Source organism: Agromyces sp. 3263 (assembly GCF_031456545.1).
Taxonomy (GTDB): Bacteria; Actinomycetota; Actinomycetes; order Actinomycetales; family Microbacteriaceae; genus Agromyces.
Map to the genome: position 1 here is coordinate 2,417,686 of NZ_JAVDUV010000001.1, position 19,271 is coordinate 2,436,956.

Below are 19,271 nucleotides of genomic sequence, written 5' to 3' on the forward strand. Positions count from 1 at the left end.
GCTTGAGCGAACGCTAGTGCGCCGCGATCGGCTGGATCAAGCGTTCCCCCGCGAACGGGTGCTGCGCCGGCGGAGGGCGCCGTACCCGCGGAGGAGCTGCGGCACCACCAGGTAGACCGCGAGCGGCACCACGACGACCGTGAGCGCGAAGGCACGCAGCACGGGCGGCCACCCGTCGGAGATCGGGCCGATGACCGTCATGCCGAGGGCGACGAGGGGGAAGATCGCGAGCCACGTGATGACCGCTCGGACGTGCACCGAGGGTGGACCGGCGGGGGCCGATGCGGCCGGGGCTGCGGCCGTGGTCGAGGGCGTCGCGGGAATGGCGGCGACGGTTCCTGTGCTGGTCTCCATGGGAGCTCCTCTGGTCAATTCCAACTGAACAGTTGTAATTGAAGCACATCGGAAGGCTATCCACAACTACCCGGTTGGAAATTGCTAGACTGTCGCCATGGCCTGGGACACGGAACGCACGAAGCGACTGCTCCTCGACGCCGCGACCGCCGAGTTCAGTGCCTACGGCCTCGCCGGCGCCCGCATCGATCGCATCGCCGCGACCGCCGGGGTCAACAAGGAGCGCATCTACCAGTACTTCGGCAAGAAGGACGAGCTGTTCGCCCGAGTGCTCGCCGGCCGCCTCCGGGCCTCCATGGACGAGGTGCAGATGACGGGAACCGGCCCCGAGGCCGTCGGCGAGTATGCGGGCCGACTCTTCGATCACCACCTCGCCGACGGCGTCATCCCGCGCCTCGTGTTCTGGGAGGGACTCGAACGGGGTGCTGCCACCGCCGCCGACCTCGACCGCGCGGCCTATCACGCCGAGAAGGTCGAGCTGTTCCGGCGGCTCCTCCCGGGCGTCGGCGCCGAGGCCGCGGGCCAGCTCCTCCTGACGATCGTCTCCCTCGTGAACGCGTGGCCCGTGCTCGGCCACCTCGACACCTTCCTCGTGGGCGACGGGCCCGACGCCGCCGACCGGCGCCGCGCCGTCGTCGTCGCGACCGCCACGGTGCTCGCTCGCGACGCGCTCGCACGTGCCGGAGCGACCGGGGACACGACGGTCGACGCGGCATCCGACCGGGCGCTCGACGCGGCATCCGACACCGCCCGCTCCTGACCCGGGCAGAACATCAGGGATACCCCTGATCCTCTGCGCGTTCGCCGCTCGTAACGTGGAACCCGATCGCCGGGCCGCGAACCGCAGGGGGAACTGTCAATCGCGGCCGGTCGATCGGACAGCCGGCCTGCACCTCGTCGCGTACGGGTGCCGGCCGGCTTCCCCTGTCTCCCGGTTCGGCCGGGACGAAGCCCGGCACGGTCCGGCGACGACGAGCGGAGCACCCATGCACGAGCCCAATGACCGGATGACACCGCACCGGGACATCGGGCAGGCGCGCCAGGCGCAGGCCGGCCTCCTGCCGAAGCGGCTCGATCGCGCGGTGAGCTGGTCGGACTTCCGCACCGCCGTGCGCTACGACCCGGCGAATCGGATGCTGCTCGCCGTTCCCGCGATCAGTGCCAAGCGCGCCGAGCACCCCTGGCTGGGTGAGGCGGTGACGGTGCACACGCGCATGGGCGACGCCGAGGTGTATCGCCGGGAGTACGAGCACGGTGCCGTCTACTGGTCGGAGCGCACGGGAGCGCACGAGGTGCACGGCGAGATCGCGGCGCGCTGGCGCGCGGTGGGTGCCGAGCGGTCCTTCCTCGGACTGCCCACGACCGACGTGCAGCGGCTGCTGATCGACACGGATGCCGCAGCCGACGACGCACCCCACGCCGGCGGATCGGGCGGGTTCGCGCACTTCCGGGGCGGTTCGGTGTACTGGACCCCCCGCCACGGCGCGGCCATCGTGCACGGCATGGTCCGCGACATCTGGGCGCTGCTCGGCTGGGAGCGTTCGCCGCTCGGCGTGCCGGTGGCCGACGTCGTCGACGACCGGGCCACGGGTGCGATGAGCGGATGCTTCGAGCACGGCTCGATCACCTGGTCGGCGGCGCGCGGGCCCGAGGTCGCGCTCGATGCCGGCTGCGCGACCGGCGAGCCCGGCGTCGACCACGAGTCGCTCGACCGGCTGCATTCGGGCTTCGCCCCTCGAGCCTGATCGCGCCCGAGCCGCGGCGATCGCCGGCTCAGCCCTCCGTCTCGCGCCAGGCCGGCGAACTCGTGAGCCGCACGCCGTCGAGGGCGAGGAGCGGGCCGTCGACGGAACGGCGGCGGACCTCGGCATCGGCGGGGAGGCGCACGGCCGCCTCGGGATGCAGCGGCAGGATGCGCAGCGTGATGCGCGAGCCGCCGGCGGCCTTCGGGCCGAGGGCGTCGAGGCCGATGAGCCAGGGCGTGCCGTCCCAGAACCGGTCGAGCGCCACGCGCCCGTCCACCTCGAGCACCGCCACGTCGCCGGCCCAGTCCACCACGAGCACGCGCCGGCCGGGTGCGCCCTCGGGGAGGGTGATCGTCCAGGTCGACGCGTGGCGCGCGATGGCCGCGGCATCTGGTGCGGCGGCGCGGTGCTCGCGCTTCCCGTAGCTCGCCGGCGGTGTCGTTCCCGTGGCCAGGGGCTCCGTCGAGAGGGCGACGTCGACGCCAGGCGCCGCCCCCGCCTCGTCGGCGTCGAAGTCGACCGGCACGAACCCGGCCGTCTCCGCGTCGAACTCGAGCACGGTCGGCCGCTCGGGCGAGCGCGCGACCAGCCTGCCGGCGGCGTCGACGTGCACGGGTGCGGCCGACCGCAGCAGGCGACGACCCCGTGTGGTGTCGAGCACCCAGAGCTCCGACGCGGATGCCGCGGGCAGCACGAGCACGCGGAGCCGCGCTTCGCCCCGCGAGACCGTGACGATCCGCGGCTCGGCGGCGTCGACCACGAAGACCCCGGCCGCCGCCTCCCTTGTCGCGCCCGCGGCATCCGTCACCGTCGTGGTCGCCTCGTCGACCGCGAGCTCCACGGGGATGCCGGCCTCGGCCACCGCGACGAGCATTGCACCATGGTCGCCGTCGCCGTCGGCCTCGAGCACCGTGAGTGGCGACGCCGTGAGCCAGCGCAGCCGCACGCCGCCCACTTCGAGGTTCACGGGCCAGTGCGCGATCGTGCCCGGCGGCACGTCGACCGGCAGGTGGGGGAATTCGACGCGCTCGTGGTCGAGGCCGACCGAGAACCGCGCCCCGCGGTAGGGCTCGAGCGGCACGTGCGGCTGCTGCCAGGTGAGGAACACCCAGGCGCTCGTGCCGTCGGACCGGATCGCCCAGCGCAGGGTCTCGCCGTCGTCGACGCCGGTCGGCAGCATGTCGGGCAGGGTGGACGGCAGGTCTGCCAGCCGCTCGCCGAAGGCGGCGAGGAACGCGTGCTGGCGCCGCAGCTCCGCATGGCTCGGCGCCAGCACGCCCGCGGCGCCGATCGGCGCGTGGAAGTCGTAGTCGAACTCGGGCAGGTCGTTGGGGTAGCCGGTGGCCTGCGACTCCTGCAGCGCGGGGCGCGGGTTCACGCCCCCGCCGTACATGTAATAGCCCTGCCAGCCCGAGCCGTTGCCGATCTTGTCGTGCGCGACCGCGGCGATATCGAGCGCGCCGAGCAGCGGGCGGCGGTGGTAGGCGGTCGCCATGCCCCCGCCGAGCTCGCACGTCGCGGCGGGGAAGTCGGGGGAGGGCAGGCGTGTCGTCGGCCCGTCGCCGCGGCCGCCGATGCCGGGGTGCTCACGCAGGTCGGCGCCGATCCCCGGGTCGTCCCAGGTGTGCGAGAAGAAGAAGTGCTCGCGGAAGGTCGTGTCCCACGGCTGGTCGGCATCGACCCAGAAGCCGTCGCCGTAGCCGCCGTAGAGCGGGAGCACCTCGCCGGCGGGGAGCTCTGCGCCGCCCCAGGCGGTGGCCGTCCAGATCGGCGCCACGAGACCGTGGCGACGCGCGATCGCCTTGAGGGTCACGAGGTGGCCGGGCTGGTCGTAGAGCTCGTTCTCGAGCTGGATGCCCACGACGTTGCCGTCCGGTCCGCAGCGCGATGCGAGCTCGGCGCCGAGCGCGGAGAACCACTCGTCGACAAGGGCGAGGTAGGCGGGGTCGTCGGTGCGGTGGCGCACCGGCGCGCCCTGCACCCAATCGGGGAAGCCGCCGTTGCGCGCCTCGCCGTGCGCCCACGGGCCGAGCCTCAGCACCACGTCGAGCCCGACGTGAGCGCAGGCGTCGACGAAGGCGCCCACGTCGAGCGCGCCCGAGAAGTCACGCAGCCCGCGCTCGGGTTCGTGGTGGTTCCAGAACACGTAGGTGGCGACGACCGTGATGCCCCCCGAGCGCATGAGCCGCAGCCGTTCCTCCCACTCGTCGCGGGGCACGCGGCTGTAGTGCAGTTCGCCCGACACGGGGATCGCCGGACGGCCGCCGATCTCGACGTACCGGTTCGTGAGGGCGATGCGGTCGTGGTGGTCGACGGTGTTGCTCATCGCCGGCCGCCGGAGCGGGCGGTCGTGGGGCCGGTGGGTCACCGTGAGCGGCGTCGTCGTCGCGGCGGCGGGCGGCGGGGCGGTGGTCACGACGGGCTGCTCCTTCGACTGTGTGCGCTCCCAGTTGTATCACGGCCCGGTCGTGACGCCGCGCGTGACAGACTCGGACGGGTGACCCAGCCCCTGCTCGACCGCGTTCCGCGCCCCTACGACGCCGACGCCATGTACGACGCCTTCGTCGAGTGGGCCGACGACCGGGGCTTCGCGCTCTACCCCGCGCAGGACGAGGCGATCATCGAGATCGTCTCGGGCGCGAACGTCGTGCTCTCCACCCCGACGGGCACCGGCAAGTCGCTCGTCGCCGTGGCCGCGCACGCGGCATCCGTCGCCCGTGGCGGTCGCAGCTACTACACGGCGCCGATCAAGGCGCTCGTGAGCGAGAAGTTCTTCCAGCTCGCCGAGATCTTCGGGGCCGCGAACGTCGGCATGGTCACCGGCGACAGCTCGGTGAACCCCGACGCGCCCATCATCTGCTGCACGGCCGAGATCCTCGCCAACCTCGCCCTCAGGCATGGGGCGGATGCCGCGGTCGACCAGGTCGTGATGGACGAGTTCCACTACTACGGCGATCCCGACCGCGGCTGGGCGTGGCAGGTGCCGCTCATCACGCTCGCCCGCGCGCAGTTCATCCTCATGTCGGCGACGCTCGGCGACGTGACGGCGATCGCCGACGACCTCACCCGCCGCACCGGGCGCGAGACCGCGCGGGTCACCGGCGTCGACCGGCCCGTGCCGTTGCACTTCTCCTACGCGAAGACGCCGGTGCAGGAGACCGTGGAGGAGCTGCTCGAGACCCGACAGGCGCCCGTCTACATCGTGCACTTCTCCCAGGCCGCCGCGATGGAGCGGGCGCAGGCGCTCTCGTCGATCAGGGTGGTGTCGCGCGAGCAGCGCGACGAGATCGCCGACGCGATCGGCGGGTTCCGGTTCAACACCGGATTCGGCAAGATCCTGTCCCGGCTCGTGCGGGCGGGCATCGGCGTGCACCACGCCGGCATGCTGCCGCGCTACCGGCGGCTCGTCGAGACGCTCGCACAGCGCGGGCTGCTCCGCGTCATCTGCGGCACCGACACACTCGGTGTCGGCATCAACGTGCCCATCCGCACGGTGCTCATCACCGCGCTGTCGAAGTTCGACGGCCAGAAGATGCGACAGCTCTCGGCCCGCGAGTTCCACCAGATCGCCGGCCGCGCCGGCCGCGCGGGCTACGACACGGCGGGCACCGTCGTGGTGCTCGCTCCCGAGCACGAGATCGAGAACGAGGCCGCCGTGCGCAAGGCCGGCGACGACCCGAAGAAGATCAAGAAGATCGTGCGCAAGAAGGCCCCGGCCGGGCAGATCACGTGGGGTGAGGGGTCGTTCGAGCGCCTCGTCGCGGCGGAGCCGGAGCCGCTCACGCCGCAGCTGAAGCTCACGGCGGCGATGCTGATCAACGTGATCGGCCGCGGCGGCGACGTGGCTCGCGGCATCCGCTCGCTCTGCTTCGACAACCACGAGCCGCGGGCGCGGCGATTCGAGCTCGCCCGCCGCGCTCTCGACATCCTCCGCACGCTGCGCGATGCGGGCGTGGTCGACCTCCTCCGGGCGTCGGCGCCGGGGCGGCTCGCCGACCTGCGCCTCACCGTCGACCTGCAGCCGAACTTCGCGCTCAACCAGCCGCTCTCGCCGTTCGCACTCGCCGCCATCGAGCTGCTCGATCCCGACGGCGCGCCGGGCACGGGCGTCGGCACCGGTCACTACGCGCTCGACGTCGTGAGCGTCATCGAGTCGACGCTCGACGACCCGCGACCGATCCTCGCCCAGCAGCAGTACAAGGCCCGCGGCGAAGCGGTCGGCGCGATGAAGCAGGAGGGCATCGAGTACGAGCAGCGCATGGAGCTGCTCGAGGAGGTCACCTGGCCGAAACCGCTCGACGAGCTGCTCGCCCAGGCGTTCGAGACGTTCGCATCGAGCCAGCCCTGGGTGCGCGACTTCGAGCTCAGCCCGAAGGCGGTCGTGCGCGACATGTTCGAACGCAGCATGTCGTTCGGCGAGTACGTGTCGTTCTACCAGCTCGCGCGCAGCGAGGGGCTCGTGCTGCGCTACCTCTCCGACGCGTTCCGGGCGATCCGCCAGACGGTGCCCACCGAGGCGAAGGACGAGGAGCTCCTCGACATCATCGAGTGGCTGGGCGAGCTCGTGCGCCAGGTCGATTCGAGCCTCGTCGACGAGTGGAACGAGCTCGTCGATCCCACCTCGCACCTGCCCGAGGACGACGTGCCGGTCGTGCCGCCCGCACCGCCCTCGGTGGTGACGAACCGCCGCGCGTTCACGGTGCTCGTGCGCAACGAGCTGTTCCGCCGTGTGCAGCTCGCGGCGCTCGACCACGACGACGAGCTGCAGCTGCTCGACCCCGGTGAGCTCTGGCCCGACGCGCTGAACCGCTACTACGCCGAGCACGACGAGATCCTGACGGGCGCGCCGGCCCGGTCGCCCCGACTGGTCGCCATCGACGAGACGGATGCCGCGAGCGGCATCTGGCGGGTCGAGCAGACGATCGACGACCCGGCCGGCGACCACGACTGGCGCATCCGCGGCGAGGTCGACCTCGAGGCGTCGGCCGAGGCGGGAGCCGCGGTGGTGCACGTCACCGAGGTCGTGCGGCTCTAGCCCGCTCGCTGCGAGCCTGCGCGCGCCCGGCGTGGGCGCGCCGGCATGCCCCGCCCCGGACGCCCCGGTATCACGCCAGCGCGAGCATCCCGGCGGCCACGAGCGCGAGCACCAGCCCGATCCACTGCACCGGGGCGATGCGCTCCTTCAACACGATCGCGGCCAGCAGGATGGTGCCCGCCGGATACATGGCGCCGAGCACGGCCGCGACCGAGAGGTCTCCGGCACGGATGCCGATGAGCAGCAGGCCGTTCGCCGTCACGTCGACGGCGCCGCAGAGGACCGCGAGGCGCACGCCCGCCGCGGTGGCGGAACGGGTCGGGGCGACGACCGTGCCCACGGCGGCGGGCCGCGGCATCCGCTGGTCCACCACATCGTCGGGGGATGCCGCCGGCCCTGCGGTCCCGCCCCGTCGGCGGCGCGCGGTCACGACGGCCAGCACGCCGAACGCGGCGAACATGATGGTCGCCGTCACGGCACGGTTGAGGAGCAGCGGCACGACGCCGCTCTGCTCGGAGGTCTGGTCGATCGTCACGAAGAATGCGCCGATCGCGATGCCCGAGCCGATCGCCATGAGGATGCCGCGGAGGCTCGGACGCACGGCGCCGCGTTCGGGAACGAATCCCACGAGCACGACCGCGACGAGGGCCAGCCCGAGCGCCCAATAGCCGAGCGCCGCGAACCGCTCCCCACCGATGACGAGGCCCCACACCATCGGGACTACGGCGGACACCACGGCGGTGAGCGGGGACAGGATGCTCATCGGCCCGATCGCGAGGCTGGCGTACAGCAGCGAGATGGCCACCGCGCCGGTGACGCCGGACACCACGCCCCAGAACACGTCGTGGCCGGTCCAGTCGCCGCCGAGGAACGGCGCGGCGGCGGCGAGGAGCACGAACCCGGTGAGCGCGGCGACCGCCGTGGCGAGCACGGAACTCACGCGCTTGGCGGCCAGCCCACCCAGGAAGTCGGCCGCGCCGAAGACGAAGGCCCCGAGGAGCGAGAAGACGGCGGTGACCATGGTCGTCCCAGCGTATCCGCGCCGCCCGGTGGTGGTGCCGGCCCCACTCGCGTTCGGGGGCCAGCCCCCAGGGCGGGCTGCCGCGCGACGTTTAGGCTGGACGGGTGATGTCCCGGGGTGCGCGCGCGATCCGCGGAACGGCGGTCGCCGTGTTCGCGACCTTCGTGGCGTCCCTCGCGCACACGCTCGGCGGCGGCACCCCGCCCGGGCCGGTGGCGCTCCTGATCGCGCTCGCCTTCTCGGTGCCGCTCGCGATGCTCGTCACGGGGGCGCGGGCGCGCCTCGCCCGCACGATCGTGGCTGCGCTCGTCGCGCAGGCGTCGCTGCACCTCTGCTACGCGCTGGGCTCGGCCGGGCCCATCGCCCCGTCAGGCGGGCACGCGGGCGGCGTGGGCTCGGCCGGGCATGCCGGCCACGCCGGGCGTGCCACCGTGACCCACACCCTCACCATGCCGCCGGGAGTCGCACTCGACCACGGCCACGCCTGGATGCCGCTGGCCCACCTCGTCGCAGCGGCGATCACGGTGCTCGCACTGGTGAGCGCGAACCGCGCCGTCGCGGCCGTCGTGAGCGCCGTGCTCGCGCTGGTGCGCCGCCTCACGAGCGTGCCCGTGCCCGTCGACGCGCGGCCGCGCCGGCAACCCGCCGATGCCGCCGTGCGCCGCCTGCTCAGCCTGCCCCTCCTCGCCTCGATCGGGTCCCGTGGTCCCCCGGTCGCCGCGCTGGCGGCCTGAACCGCCGACGACTCCGAATCACTTCCCGGATGCCGCAACCGCGCCCGGACACGACCACGAAAGACTTCGACATGCGTATCGCACGCCTCTCCGCCGTCGGCCTCACCGCCGGCGTCGCCATCACCCTCGCCGCCGCGCCCCTCGCCGCGAGCGCCCACGTCAGCGTCACGCCGAGCAGCACCGCCGCCGGCAGCTACTCGGTGCTCACGTTCTCGCTCAGCCACGGCTGCGAGGAATCCCCGACCACCAGCCTCACCTTCGACCTCCCCGACGGCATCGACAGCGTCGCGCCGACGGTCAACCCGAACTGGACCATCGAGAAGGTGGCCGACGGCGACCGCACCGCGCAGGTCGTCTACACGGCGATCACGCCGCTCGAGAGCGGCTACCGCGACACGGTCGAGCTGTCGGTGAAGCTGCCCGAGGACGCCGCGGGCGAGACGCTCTCCTTCCCGGTGCTGCAGTCGTGCGAGGTCGGCGAGACGAACTGGAACCAGGTCGCCGAAGAGGGCGAGGCGGAGCCCGAGAGCCCCGCTCCCTCGATCGTCGTGACAGAGGCCACGGGCGACGAGCACAGCCACGGCGCGGCCGTCGCCGGTGATGCCGGAACCGAGGGCGACGAGCACACCGGTCACGACGACTCGGCGACCGCCGAGACGACGGCCGCCGGCACGGGTGCCTCCGACGGCGTGGCACGGGTGCTCGGCATCGGCGGGCTCATCGTCGGCGTGGTCGGCATCGTGCTGGCCGTCACCGCACGCCGCCGTCCCCGGTCGGACGCGTGATGCGCGTGCAGCGGGACGCCGGGCGCCGGCACGTGGGCCGGGCCGCGGCAGCGGGTGCGGCGCTCGTCGCGGCATCCGCAGTGCTCGTCGTGCTGCCGGCGCTGCCCGCGTCGGCGCACAACTACGTGGTCGCCACGACGCCTGCCGAGGGCGCGACGGTGACCGAGCAGCCGGGCGCGATCTCGCTCGAGACGAACGACGAGCTGCTCGAGCTCGACGGCGGCTCCGTCATCGAGGTGCAGGGGCCCGACGGGCGCTATTACGGCGACGGCTGCACGATCGTCGACGGAGCCACCGCGGCGATGGAGGCCGAGCTCGGCGCTCCGGGCGACTACACCGTCACCTGGCGGGTCGTCTCGACCGACGGCCACCCGATCTCGGGCACGTGGGCGTTCACCTGGCAGCCCGCCGATGGGGTGGCGCTCGCCGAGGGATCCGACGCGCCCGGCGACTGCGGGGGCACGGCCGTCGTCAGCACGCCCGGAGCCGATCAGACCGGCGACACCGGCGACGCGACCGACTCGACGCGATCCCGAGACGACGCGCCGGCCGGCTTCCCGACGGACGCGCTCTGGATCGTCGGCGGCGTCCTCGCCGCGGCGGTCGCCGCCCTCGTCACCTGGTTCGCGGTGCGCCGCCGAACCTGAGGAGAACCGGCTCACCCGTCGGGGGCCGTCGTTACACTCGACGGGTGAGCTGGAACCCGGAACCCCACGGCGCCGAGGAGGTCCCCTGGGATCCCGATGAGCTGCCGCCGCCCGACGACGAGTGGGCCCCGCCGCCGCCCGATGACGCGTGGATGCCGCAGCCGGCTCGATCCGGCCCCGTCGCCGCATCTCCGACCTCCGTGGCCGTCCCGCCACGAGGCATCCGCGCCGCCCCCGCCAGGTTCGCGTCGGCCGCCGAGGCGCTGCACACGGTGTTCGGCTACGAGTCGTTCCGCGGCGAGCAGGCCGAGATCATCGCGCAGGTCGCGGGTGGCGGCGACGCCGTCGTGCTCATGCCCACCGGCGGCGGCAAGAGCCTCTGCTACCAGATCCCCGCGCTCCTCCGCGAGGGCACCGGCGTCGTCGTGTCGCCCCTGATCGCCCTCATGCATGACCAGGTCGACGCGCTCGTGCGCAACGGCGTGCGCGCCGCCTACCTCAACTCGAGCCAGCAGCCGGCCGAACGTGCGGCGGTCGAGCGCGCCTACCTCGCGGGCGAGCTCGACCTGCTCTACATCGCGCCCGAGCGGCTGAACTCCGAGGCGTCCAAGCGGTTCCTCGAGGGGGGTCGGGTCGCCCTCTTCGCCATCGACGAGGCGCACTGCGTCGCCCAGTGGGGTCACGACTTCCGGCCCGACTACCTCGCTCTCTCCGACCTCGCCGAGCGCTGGCCCGCGGTGCCGCGCGTCGCGCTCACGGCCACGGCCACCGAGGCGACGCACCGAGAGATCACCACGCGCCTCTCGCTCGAGGGCGCCCGGCATTTCGTGTCGAGCTTCGACCGGCCCAACATCCAGTACCGCATCGCGCCCAAGATCGAGGTCCGCAAGCAGCTCCTCGACTTCGTCCGCACCGAGGGCCGGGACGCCTCGGGCGCGCCCGTCTCGGGCATCGTCTACGCCCTCTCCCGGGCGAGCACCGAGAAGCTCGCGGCGTTCCTCGCCGCCAACGGCGTCAACGCGCTGCCCTACCACGCCGGCCTCGACGCGGGGCTGCGCCGGAGCACGCAGGAGCGATTCCTGCGCGAAGACGGCGTGGTCATCGTCGCCACCATCGCGTTCGGCATGGGCATCGACAAGCCCGACGTGCGATTCGTCGCCCACGTCGACCTGCCGAAGTCCGTCGAGGGCTACTACCAGGAGACGGGGCGTGCGGGCCGCGACGGCATGCCCGCGACCGCGTGGCTGGCCTACGGCCTGCAGGACGTCGTGCAGCAGCGCCGCATGATCGACGAAAGCCCCGGCGACCTCGCGCATCGCCGCCGCCTGTCCGAGCACCTCGACGCGATGCTCGCCCTCTGCGAGACGGTGCAGTGCCGAAGGCAGAACCTGCTCGGCTACTTCGGCGAGCCGAGCCGGCCGTGCGGCAACTGCGACACCTGCCTCGAGCCGCCCGAGGCGTGGGACGGCACGGTGCCCGCGCAGAAGCTGATGTCGACCATCGTGCGCCTCCAGCGCGAGCGCCGCCAGAAGTTCGGCGCGGGCCACCTCATCGACATCCTCCGCGGAAAGGAGACGCCGCGCGTGCGCCAGTACGGCCATGACGCCCTCGCGACGTGGTCGATCGGCGCCGACCTCTCCGAGCAGCAGTGGCGCGGCGTCGTCCGTCAGCTCCTCGCCCAGGGTCTCCTGGCGACGCACGGCGAGTACGGCACCCTGACGATCACGGATGCCGCGGCCGAGGTGCTGTCGGGCGCCCGCAGCGTGATGCTCCGCACCGAGGCCGACCGGCCGTCGTCGCGGTCGCGCGGTCCCAAGGCCGTGGCCGCGGCGGCCGACCTCGAACCGGCCCAGGCCGAGCTGTTCGAGGCGCTGCGCACGTGGCGGGCGGGCGAGGCGCGCGAGCAGGGCGTGCCCGCCTACATCGTCTTCGGCGATGCCACCCTCCGAGCGGTCGCGGTGGCCAGGCCTGCGCGGCTCGGCGACCTCGACGGCATCACCGGCATCGGCGCGAAGAAGCTCGAGGCCTATGGCGAGGCGCTGCTCGCGGTGGTCGCGGCCGCGTAACCAGCGGATGCCGCGTGGGGCCCTCCCGGGCGCTCGCCCCGAGGCTAGGATCGCGGCAAGCGGGCCGTGGCCGCGGCATCCGTGCCTTCGACCAAGGAGTGCGCCATGTCCGACCAGCTCGGCCCCAAGCGTCCGCTCGGAGTCACCATCGTCGCCGCCCTGGCGGTCGTCTCGGGGGTCTTCGACCTCATCGGCGGCATCGTGCTGCTCTCCATGCAGTCCGACCCGACGACGGCCGACGCGTTCGGCGGCGCGAGCGTCGCCACGTCGCTCGCCGTCATGGAGATCGCGTTCGGCATCGTGATGATCCTCATCGCGGTGGGGCTCCTCCGCGGCAACACGGTCTCGCGCATCGCGGCGACGATCGTGCAGGCGTTCTCGCTCGCCGGCTCGATCTGGATCGGGATCGCGCAGCCCGCCACACTGTCGACCGAGATCGTGAGCGCGTTGGTCGCCCTCGCCATCCTGATGCTGCTCTGGTCGGCCGACGCCACGCGCTACTTCAAGGGACTCTCGCCCGATCAGCCCACCAGCTGATCGCGCACGAACGTCAGACCAAAACCTAGCGACATTCGGTTTATGATGGACCGGATGCCGGACGCTCGCTGCCGGCCCGAGCATGAAGGAGTGCTGCGGATGACCGACACCACGACCACGACCGGAACGTCCGCGGCCCGCGAACTGGACGCCCGCTATCGCGACGCGAGCCTGCCGACCGCCGAGCGCGTCGAGATCCTGCTCGCGCAGATGACGCTCGAGGAGAAGGCCGGGCTCTTCTTCCAGACCATGATCGCCGCGGGCGACGACGGCTCCCTCTCCCAGGGCGGCGACGCCTTCGGCCTCCCGTCCACCGACGAGGTCGTCTCGGGCAGGCTCATGAACCACTTCAACGTGCTCGCCCTCCCTCCGACGCCCGAGCTGATCGCCGAGTGGCACAACCGCCTGCAGGAGGCCGCGGCCGCGACCCGCCTCGGCATCCCCGTGACCGTGTCGACCGACCCGCGCCACTCCTACACCGACAATCCGCTCGCGGGCATGCTCGCCGGGTCGTTCTCGGTCTGGCCCGAGACGCTGGGGCTCGCCGCCACCCGCGACGAGGAGCTCGTCGAGCGGTTCGGCGACATCGCCCGGCGCGAGTACACCGCCGTCGGCATCCGCGTCGCCCTGCATCCCCAGATCGACCTCGCCACCGAGCCACGCTGGTCGCGCGCCCTGCAGACGTTCGGTGAGGACCCCGACCTGGCCGGCCGGCTCGGGGCCGCCTACATCCGCGGCTTCCAGGGTGCCGAGCTCGGCCCCGAGTCGGTCGCCACCATGACGAAGCACTTCCCGGGCGGCGGCCCCCAGAAGGACGGCGAGGACCCGCACTTCGCGCACGGCCGAGAGCAGGTCTATCCCGGCGACGAGTTCGAGACCCACCTGAAGCCGTTCGAGGCGGCGTTCGAGGCCGGCACGAGCCAGATCATGCCGTACTACGGCATGCCGGTGGGCACCGAGTACGAGGAGGTCGGCTTCGGCTTCAACAGGTCGGTCATCACGGGGTTGCTCCGCGAGCGGTACGGCTTCGACGGCATCGTCTGCACCGACTGGGGCCTCATCAACGACTCGGAGATCATGGGCGAGCCCTTCCCGGCGCGCGCGTGGGGCGTCGAGCACCTCACTCCGCGCGAGCGCATGAGGAAGGTCATCGACGCGGGCGTCGACCAGTTCGGCGGTGAGGCCGACCCCGCCATGCTCGTCGACCTGGTGCGTTCGGGCGAGATCACCGAGGAGCGGCTGGACGTCTCGGCCCGTCGCCTGCTGCGTGAGAAGTTCGTGCTCGGCCTGTTCGACCAGCCCTTCGTCGACGTCGAGCGTGCGAAGCGCGTCGTCGGCTCGCCCGAGTTCCTCGCGGCGGGGGAGGCCGCACAGCGTGCGGCGATCACCCTGCTCGTCAATCGCGAGCGGCCGGATGCCTCGGGCGCGCCGCGTCCCGTGCTCCCGCTCGCTCGCGGGCTGCGCCTCTACGTCGAGGGCGTCCCGGCCGAGGTCGCCGCCGAGTACGGCGAGGTCGTCGCCTCGCCGGCCGACGCGGACGTCGCGATCCTTCGCCTGCAGGCGCCGTTCGAGCAGCGTCCGACGTTCTTCGAGAACTTCTTCCACTCGGGCTCGCTCGACTTCCCGGCCGAGCAGGTCGCGCACGTGCGCGAGGTCGCCGCGGCGGTGCCGACCGTCGTCGACGTGTTCCTCGACCGCCCGGCGATCCTCTCGCCGTTCGTCGACGACCTCGCCGCCCTCACCGCGAACTGGGGTGCGAACCCGCGGGCCCTGTTCGATGTGCTCGTCGGCGACGCCGCCCCCCAGGGCGCATTGCCGTTCGACCTGCCGTCGAGCATGGCCGCCGTCGAGGCGAGCCGGCCCGACGTGCCCTTCGACACGGCGGAGCCCCTGTTCCGGTTCGGGCACGGCCTGCGCTACGCCGGCTGACCCGAACCGCACCGCACCGCCACCAGGCCCCCGACGACCCGGGCGCGCCACGCGTCGACGGATGCCCCGGCCTCTCGCCGCGGCATCCGTCGCCGCGCTAGCATCGGGCCAGGGTCGTCGCCTGGGACGACGCGCACGAGTGGGGAGCGCATCATGTCGGAAGCAGCAGCACCAGCAGTCCACCGGCCGATCGGCGTCGCGATCGTGGCCGTGCTGGCAGGCCTCTCGGGCATCGTCGATGTGATCACCGGCATCCTGCTGATGTTCCAGGGCGGCAATCCCGAGATCGCCGACGCGTTCGGCGGACCGAACGGCGTACTGGCCGCGTCGATCGGCTCGATCCTGCTCGGCGTCATCGTGTTGTCCCTGTCGTTCGGCATCTGGCTCGGCCGCTGGGTGGCGCGCATGATCGTCACGGTCCTCGAGGCGCTGTCGCTCATCCAGTCCTTGTTCCTCGCCGTGGCCAACCTCGGCAACCCGGTCGGCGAGTGGGCGAGCGTCTTCTTCTCGGCGCTGGTCATGATCCTGCTCTGGACGCGCCCGTCGAGCGCGTACTTCCGCGGCAGCGAGGTCGCCGCGCGCTAGCATCGCCCCAAGTGCGCCGCGTCCTGGCGGCGCCGACGTGAGGAGTGGTCATGTCGGATTCGATGCGCCGGCCCGGCGGCGTCACCCTGGTCGCGGTGATCGCGTGGATCTCGGGCCTGCTCGACGTCATCGGGGGCACGCTGCTGCTGTTCCAGACGAGCGTGACCGCGACGGTGGAGCAGTTCGGCGGGGCCAGCCAGCTCATCGCCTCGGCGCTGCTCGAGATCCTGATCGGCGTGGTCGTGATCGTGGTCGCGATCGGACTGCTGCGCGGCAACAACGCGTCGCGCATCGTGATCACCATCTTCGAGATCCTCTCGATCGTCGGCTCCGTGTTCCTGGCCATCGCGTACCCGGCCGGCGCCATCGGCGAGTACTTCAGCATCGCGGTCGCGGCGATCGTGCTGCTCCTGCTGTGGACGCGCAGCGCGACCGCGTTCTTCCGCGACTGACCCGCCGGTCGGCGAGCGGATGCCGCGTCCGACGCTTGTGGACACGGACACCCGCTTCGTGCGCCCGTTTGTAGGGAGCCGACAGGCCTTGGCGAACCGTCCAGCGCGCCCTTTGTAGGCGCCGGACGCCTCGTTTCCGGTCCCGACGGCGCCGTCCTAGCGTGGAACGACACGTGACCGCGCAGACGAAGGACGATCCGACGATGGTTGACACGGCATCCCGTACCAGTTCGAAGCAGTCGCCCGAGCGCGCCGCGACCGTGCCGCCCAAGCCGGCCCGGGACGCGGTGTCCGCGCCGATCCCGGCGCCCCGGGCCGACGCGCAGCCCGCGTCGCCGCGTGTCGACACGGAGCTCCTCGGCCGCCAGCTGCTCGGCACCTGGGCCGACCTGCGCGTGATCGCCCGCGAGCGGGCCGCGCATCCCGACCTGCAGCGCATCGAGGGCCAGACGATGGCCGAGCACCGCGAGCGCGTACTCCAGCAGCTGAAGATCCTGGTCGAGCAGGGTGCCGTGCACCGCGCCTTCCCGACCGAGCTCGGCGGTCACGATGACCACGGCGGCAACATCGCCGGCTTCGAGGAGCTCGTCCTCGCCGACCCGAGCCTGCAGATCAAGTCGGGCGTGCAGTGGGGCCTCTTCGGCGCCGCCGTGCTGCACCTCGGCACCGAGTACCACCACCGCACCTTCCTGCCCGACATCATGTCGCTCAAGGTGCCCGGCGCATTCGCCATGACCGAGACGGGCCACGGGTCGGATGTCGCGGCGATCGGCACCACCGCCACCTACGACGAGGCGAAGCAGCAGTTCGTCATCAACACGCCGTTCCGCGGCGCGTGGAAGGACTACCTCGGCAACGCGGCCGTGCACGGCACCGCCGCGGTCGTCTTCGCCCAGCTCATCACCAAGGGCGTGAACCACGGCGTGCACGCGTTCTACGTGCCGATCCGCACCGCCAGGGGCGGATTCCTCAAGGGCATCGGCGGCGAGGACGACGGCCTCAAGGGCGGCCTCAACGGCATCGACAACGGACGCCTGCACTTCACGAACGTGCGGGTTCCCCGCGCCAACCTGCTGAACCGCTACGGCTCGGTCGCCGAAGACGGCACGTACTCCAGCCCGATCTCGAGCCCCGGCCGCCGGTTCTTCACCATGCTCGGGACCCTCGTACAGGGCCGGGTCTCCCTCGATGGCGCCGCCACGTCGGCCGCCGCGATGGCCCTCACCATCGCGATCACGTACGGCAACCAGCGCCGCCAGTTCAACGCCGCGAGCGAGACCGACGAGGAGGTGCTGCTCGACTACCAGCGCCACCAGCGCCGCCTGCTGCCGAAGCTGGCCACCACGTACGCGCAGATCTTCGCCCACGACGAGTTCCTCGTGAAGTTCGACGCGGTGTTCTCGGGCAAGGCCGACACCGACGACGACCGCCAGGACCTCGAGACGATCGCCGCCGCGTTGAAGCCGCTCTCCACCTGGCACGCGCTCGAGACCCTCCAGGAGGCGCGTGAGGCGTGCGGGGGATCGGGCTTCCTCGCCGAGAACCGCCTCGTCGGCCTCCGCCAGGACCTCGACGTCTACGTCACCTTCGAGGGCGACAACAACGTGCTGCTGCAGCTCGTCGCCAAGCGCCTGCTCACCGACTTCTCGAAGCAGTTCGCGAAGGCCGATGCCGGCGTGATGGCGCGGTACGTCGTGTCGCAGACGGCCGAGCGCGCCTACCACGGCACCGGCCTCCGCCGCCTGGCGCAGACCATCGCCGACTTCGGGTCGACCCGCCGGTCGGTCTCCGAGCTGCGTGACGAGGAGACGCAGCGCGAGCTGCTCACCGACCGCGTCGAGACGATGATCGCCGAGATCGCCGGGCGCCTCCGTGACGCGCGCAAGCTGCCGAAGGTCGACGCCGCCGCGGCGTTCAACCGCAACCAGAACGAGCTCATCGAGGCGGCTCGCGCGCACGCGGAGCTGCTCCAGTGGGAGGCGTTCTCGCGCGGCCTCGCGCAGACCACCGACCCGGGCACGAAGCAGGTGCTCACGTGGGTGCGCGACCTCTTCGGCCTGGGCCTCCTCGAGAAGCACCTCTCGTGGTACCTCATCCACGGGCGCCTGTCACCGCAGCGTGCGCAGGCCGTCACCGCCTACATCGACCGCCTCATCGAGCGGCTCCGGCCGCACGCGCAGGACCTCGTCGACGCGTTCGGGTACAAGCCCGAGCACCTGCGCGCGAAGATCGCGTCGGGCGCCGAGCAGGAGCGCCAGGACGAGGCCCGCGCGTACTACGCCGCGCAGCGGGCGGCGGGCACCCTGCCCGTGCCCGAGAAGTCGAAGAGGTAGCCTCCGCGAATCGCCGTGGGCCGTACGGGGTTGATGCCCCCTGCGGCCCACGGCGGCGGTAGGCTGACCGCCGTGTCGACCGAACCCCTCGCCTCAGGCGAGCCCGACCGCGCGCTGCGCCTGCTCTGGCGCGACCGCCTGGGCCAGCCCGTCGGCTCGAGGGGCCCGAAGCAGCGCACGAGCGTGGACGCCGTCGTCGATGCCGCGATCACCATCGCCGACGACGAGGGCATCGAGGCACTGTCGATGCGCCGGGTCGCCGAGCGCCTCGGCCTCAGGCCCATGTCCGTCTATACCTACGTGCCCGGCAAGGCGGAGCTCATCGACCTCATGGTCGACCGGGTGGCCGGCGAGCAGCCGCTGCCGGAGCCGGGCGGCTCCCTGCGAACGCGACTCGAGCAGGTGGCGCGCCTGACGTGGAACGAGTTCCTGCGACATCCGTGGCTGCTCTCGATCGACACGAGCCGTCCGCCGCTCGGTCCCAACGTGTCGGACCGGTGGGAGTGGAGCCTCCGCGCGATCGACGGACTGGGCCTCTCCGATGTCGAGCTCGACCGGGTCATCACGCTCGTGACCGCGTTCGTGGTCGGCCCCGCCCGGGCGTACGTCGATGCCGAACGGCTGCACCGCGCCTCCACCGAGAGCGACGAGGAGTGGTGGGAGCGCAACGCGCCCGTGCTGGACCGGGTCGCCGAGCCGGGCCGCTACCCCATCGCGGCACGGGTCGGACGGGCCGTGAAGGCGCACGACGCGTCGGGCGATCCCGAGCGCGCGTTCGCCTTCGGGCTGGCACGCGTGATCGACGGGATCGAGTCCTACGTGGCCGCGCGCGCGAAGCCGGGCCTCAGCGGGCCGGCGGCTTCATGATGGCGCCCGCCGCGAGGCCCAGCACGATGCCGGCGGCGAGCCACAGCCAGAACCCCGTCCAGAGGCTGATCCCCACGCCCACGATCGCGCCCACCACGAGCCCGACGATGATCTGGGTGCGGCGGGCGGAGCTGCTCGATTCGGAGGCCATGGTCCAAGCCTAGGCGGCGGCTCAGGCGGC

17 protein-coding genes are annotated in these 19,271 nt (G+C 72.4%); 13 read left to right on the plus strand and 4 right to left on the minus strand.

The genetic code is table 11. The features are described from left to right. Positions 1–36: 36 nt before the first annotated feature. The gene (locus tag J2X63_RS11095) at positions 37–354 is read right to left on the minus strand and encodes a hypothetical protein (protein ID WP_309977024.1); all 318 of its coding nucleotides are present in this window, start codon (positions 352–354) and stop codon (positions 37–39) included. Positions 355–451: 97 nt separating this feature from the next. Here J2X63_RS11095 and J2X63_RS11100 point away from each other — a divergent pair, with 97 nt between their 5' ends. Beyond that, positions 452–1,114, plus strand: coding sequence for a TetR family transcriptional regulator (locus tag J2X63_RS11100; RefSeq protein ID WP_309977026.1), 663 nt, complete (start codon positions 452–454; stop codon positions 1,112–1,114). Between the two features lie 226 nt (positions 1,115–1,340). Next, positions 1,341–2,099: a hypothetical protein gene (locus tag J2X63_RS11105; RefSeq protein ID WP_309977028.1), complete on the plus strand. Its 759-nt coding sequence runs from the start codon at positions 1,341–1,343 to the stop codon at positions 2,097–2,099. Between the two features lie 28 nt (positions 2,100–2,127). Here the strand turns inward: J2X63_RS11105 and J2X63_RS11110 are convergent, their stop codons facing one another. Beyond that, a complete protein-coding gene (locus J2X63_RS11110) occupies positions 2,128–4,515 on the minus strand; it encodes a beta-galactosidase (protein WP_309977030.1) in 2,388 nt (795 codons plus the stop codon). Between the two features lie 81 nt (positions 4,516–4,596). Here J2X63_RS11110 and J2X63_RS11115 point away from each other — a divergent pair, with 81 nt between their 5' ends. Next, entirely contained in the window at positions 4,597–7,134 is a 2,538-nt protein-coding gene (locus J2X63_RS11115) for a DEAD/DEAH box helicase (protein ID WP_396133132.1), read from the plus strand. Between the two features lie 70 nt (positions 7,135–7,204). Here J2X63_RS11115 and J2X63_RS11120 read toward each other — a convergent pair whose 3' ends face one another. After that, positions 7,205–8,155 carry an EamA family transporter gene (locus tag J2X63_RS11120; RefSeq protein ID WP_309977031.1) on the minus strand — a complete coding sequence of 317 codons (951 nt, stop codon included), beginning with the start codon at positions 8,153–8,155 and terminating at the stop codon, positions 7,205–7,207. Between the two features lie 104 nt (positions 8,156–8,259). On the opposite strand from J2X63_RS11120, the gene J2X63_RS11125 reads away from it, so the two are divergent. The 10 genes from J2X63_RS11125 to J2X63_RS11170 all read left to right on the plus strand — a co-directional run bounded on the left by J2X63_RS11125 (position 8,260) and on the right by J2X63_RS11170 (position 19,090). Then, positions 8,260–8,889, plus strand: a complete 630-nt coding sequence (locus J2X63_RS11125; RefSeq protein ID WP_309977032.1) for a hypothetical protein — start codon at positions 8,260–8,262, stop codon at positions 8,887–8,889. A gap of 71 nt (positions 8,890–8,960) precedes the next feature. After that, positions 8,961–9,674: a YcnI family protein gene (locus J2X63_RS11130; RefSeq protein ID WP_309977033.1), complete on the plus strand. Its 714-nt coding sequence runs from the start codon at positions 8,961–8,963 to the stop codon at positions 9,672–9,674. Further along, entirely contained in the window at positions 9,674–10,321 is a 648-nt protein-coding gene (locus tag J2X63_RS11135; protein ID WP_309977035.1) for a copper resistance protein CopC, read from the plus strand. Before J2X63_RS11130 ends, J2X63_RS11135 begins: the two co-directional genes overlap by 1 nt. Before the next feature lie 152 nt (positions 10,322–10,473). Next, positions 10,474–12,387, plus strand: coding sequence for a DNA helicase RecQ (gene recQ / locus J2X63_RS11140; protein ID WP_309977909.1), 1,914 nt, complete (start codon positions 10,474–10,476; stop codon positions 12,385–12,387). 105 nt (positions 12,388–12,492) lie between these two features. Continuing rightward, positions 12,493–12,924, plus strand: coding sequence for a hypothetical protein (locus tag J2X63_RS11145; RefSeq protein ID WP_309977037.1), 432 nt, complete (start codon positions 12,493–12,495; stop codon positions 12,922–12,924). Positions 12,925–13,023: 99 nt separating this feature from the next. After that, positions 13,024–14,853, plus strand: a complete 1,830-nt coding sequence (locus J2X63_RS11150; protein WP_309977039.1) for a glycoside hydrolase family 3 N-terminal domain-containing protein — start codon at positions 13,024–13,026, stop codon at positions 14,851–14,853. A 153-nt stretch (positions 14,854–15,006) separates the two neighbouring features. Then, positions 15,007–15,438, plus strand: coding sequence for a hypothetical protein (locus J2X63_RS11155; RefSeq protein ID WP_309977041.1), 432 nt, complete (start codon positions 15,007–15,009; stop codon positions 15,436–15,438). A gap of 50 nt (positions 15,439–15,488) precedes the next feature. Beyond that, complete coding sequence (locus J2X63_RS11160) at positions 15,489–15,890, plus strand: hypothetical protein (RefSeq protein WP_309977043.1); 402 nt, start codon at positions 15,489–15,491, stop codon at positions 15,888–15,890. Positions 15,891–16,093: 203 nt separating this feature from the next. Beyond that, positions 16,094–18,223 (plus strand): acyl-CoA dehydrogenase, encoded by a 2,130-nt coding sequence (locus J2X63_RS11165; protein ID WP_309977045.1) that lies wholly within the window; start codon positions 16,094–16,096, stop codon positions 18,221–18,223. Positions 18,224–18,295: 72 nt separating this feature from the next. Beyond that, positions 18,296–19,090 carry a TetR/AcrR family transcriptional regulator gene (locus J2X63_RS11170; RefSeq protein WP_309977047.1) on the plus strand — a complete coding sequence of 265 codons (795 nt, stop codon included), beginning with the start codon at positions 18,296–18,298 and terminating at the stop codon, positions 19,088–19,090. Here J2X63_RS11170 and J2X63_RS11175 read toward each other — a convergent pair. Beyond that, positions 19,068–19,241, minus strand: coding sequence for an HPP family protein (locus J2X63_RS11175; protein ID WP_309977049.1), 174 nt, complete (start codon positions 19,239–19,241; stop codon positions 19,068–19,070). The genes J2X63_RS11170 and J2X63_RS11175 overlap by 23 nt on opposite strands. Positions 19,242–19,271: the final 30 nt, after the last annotated feature.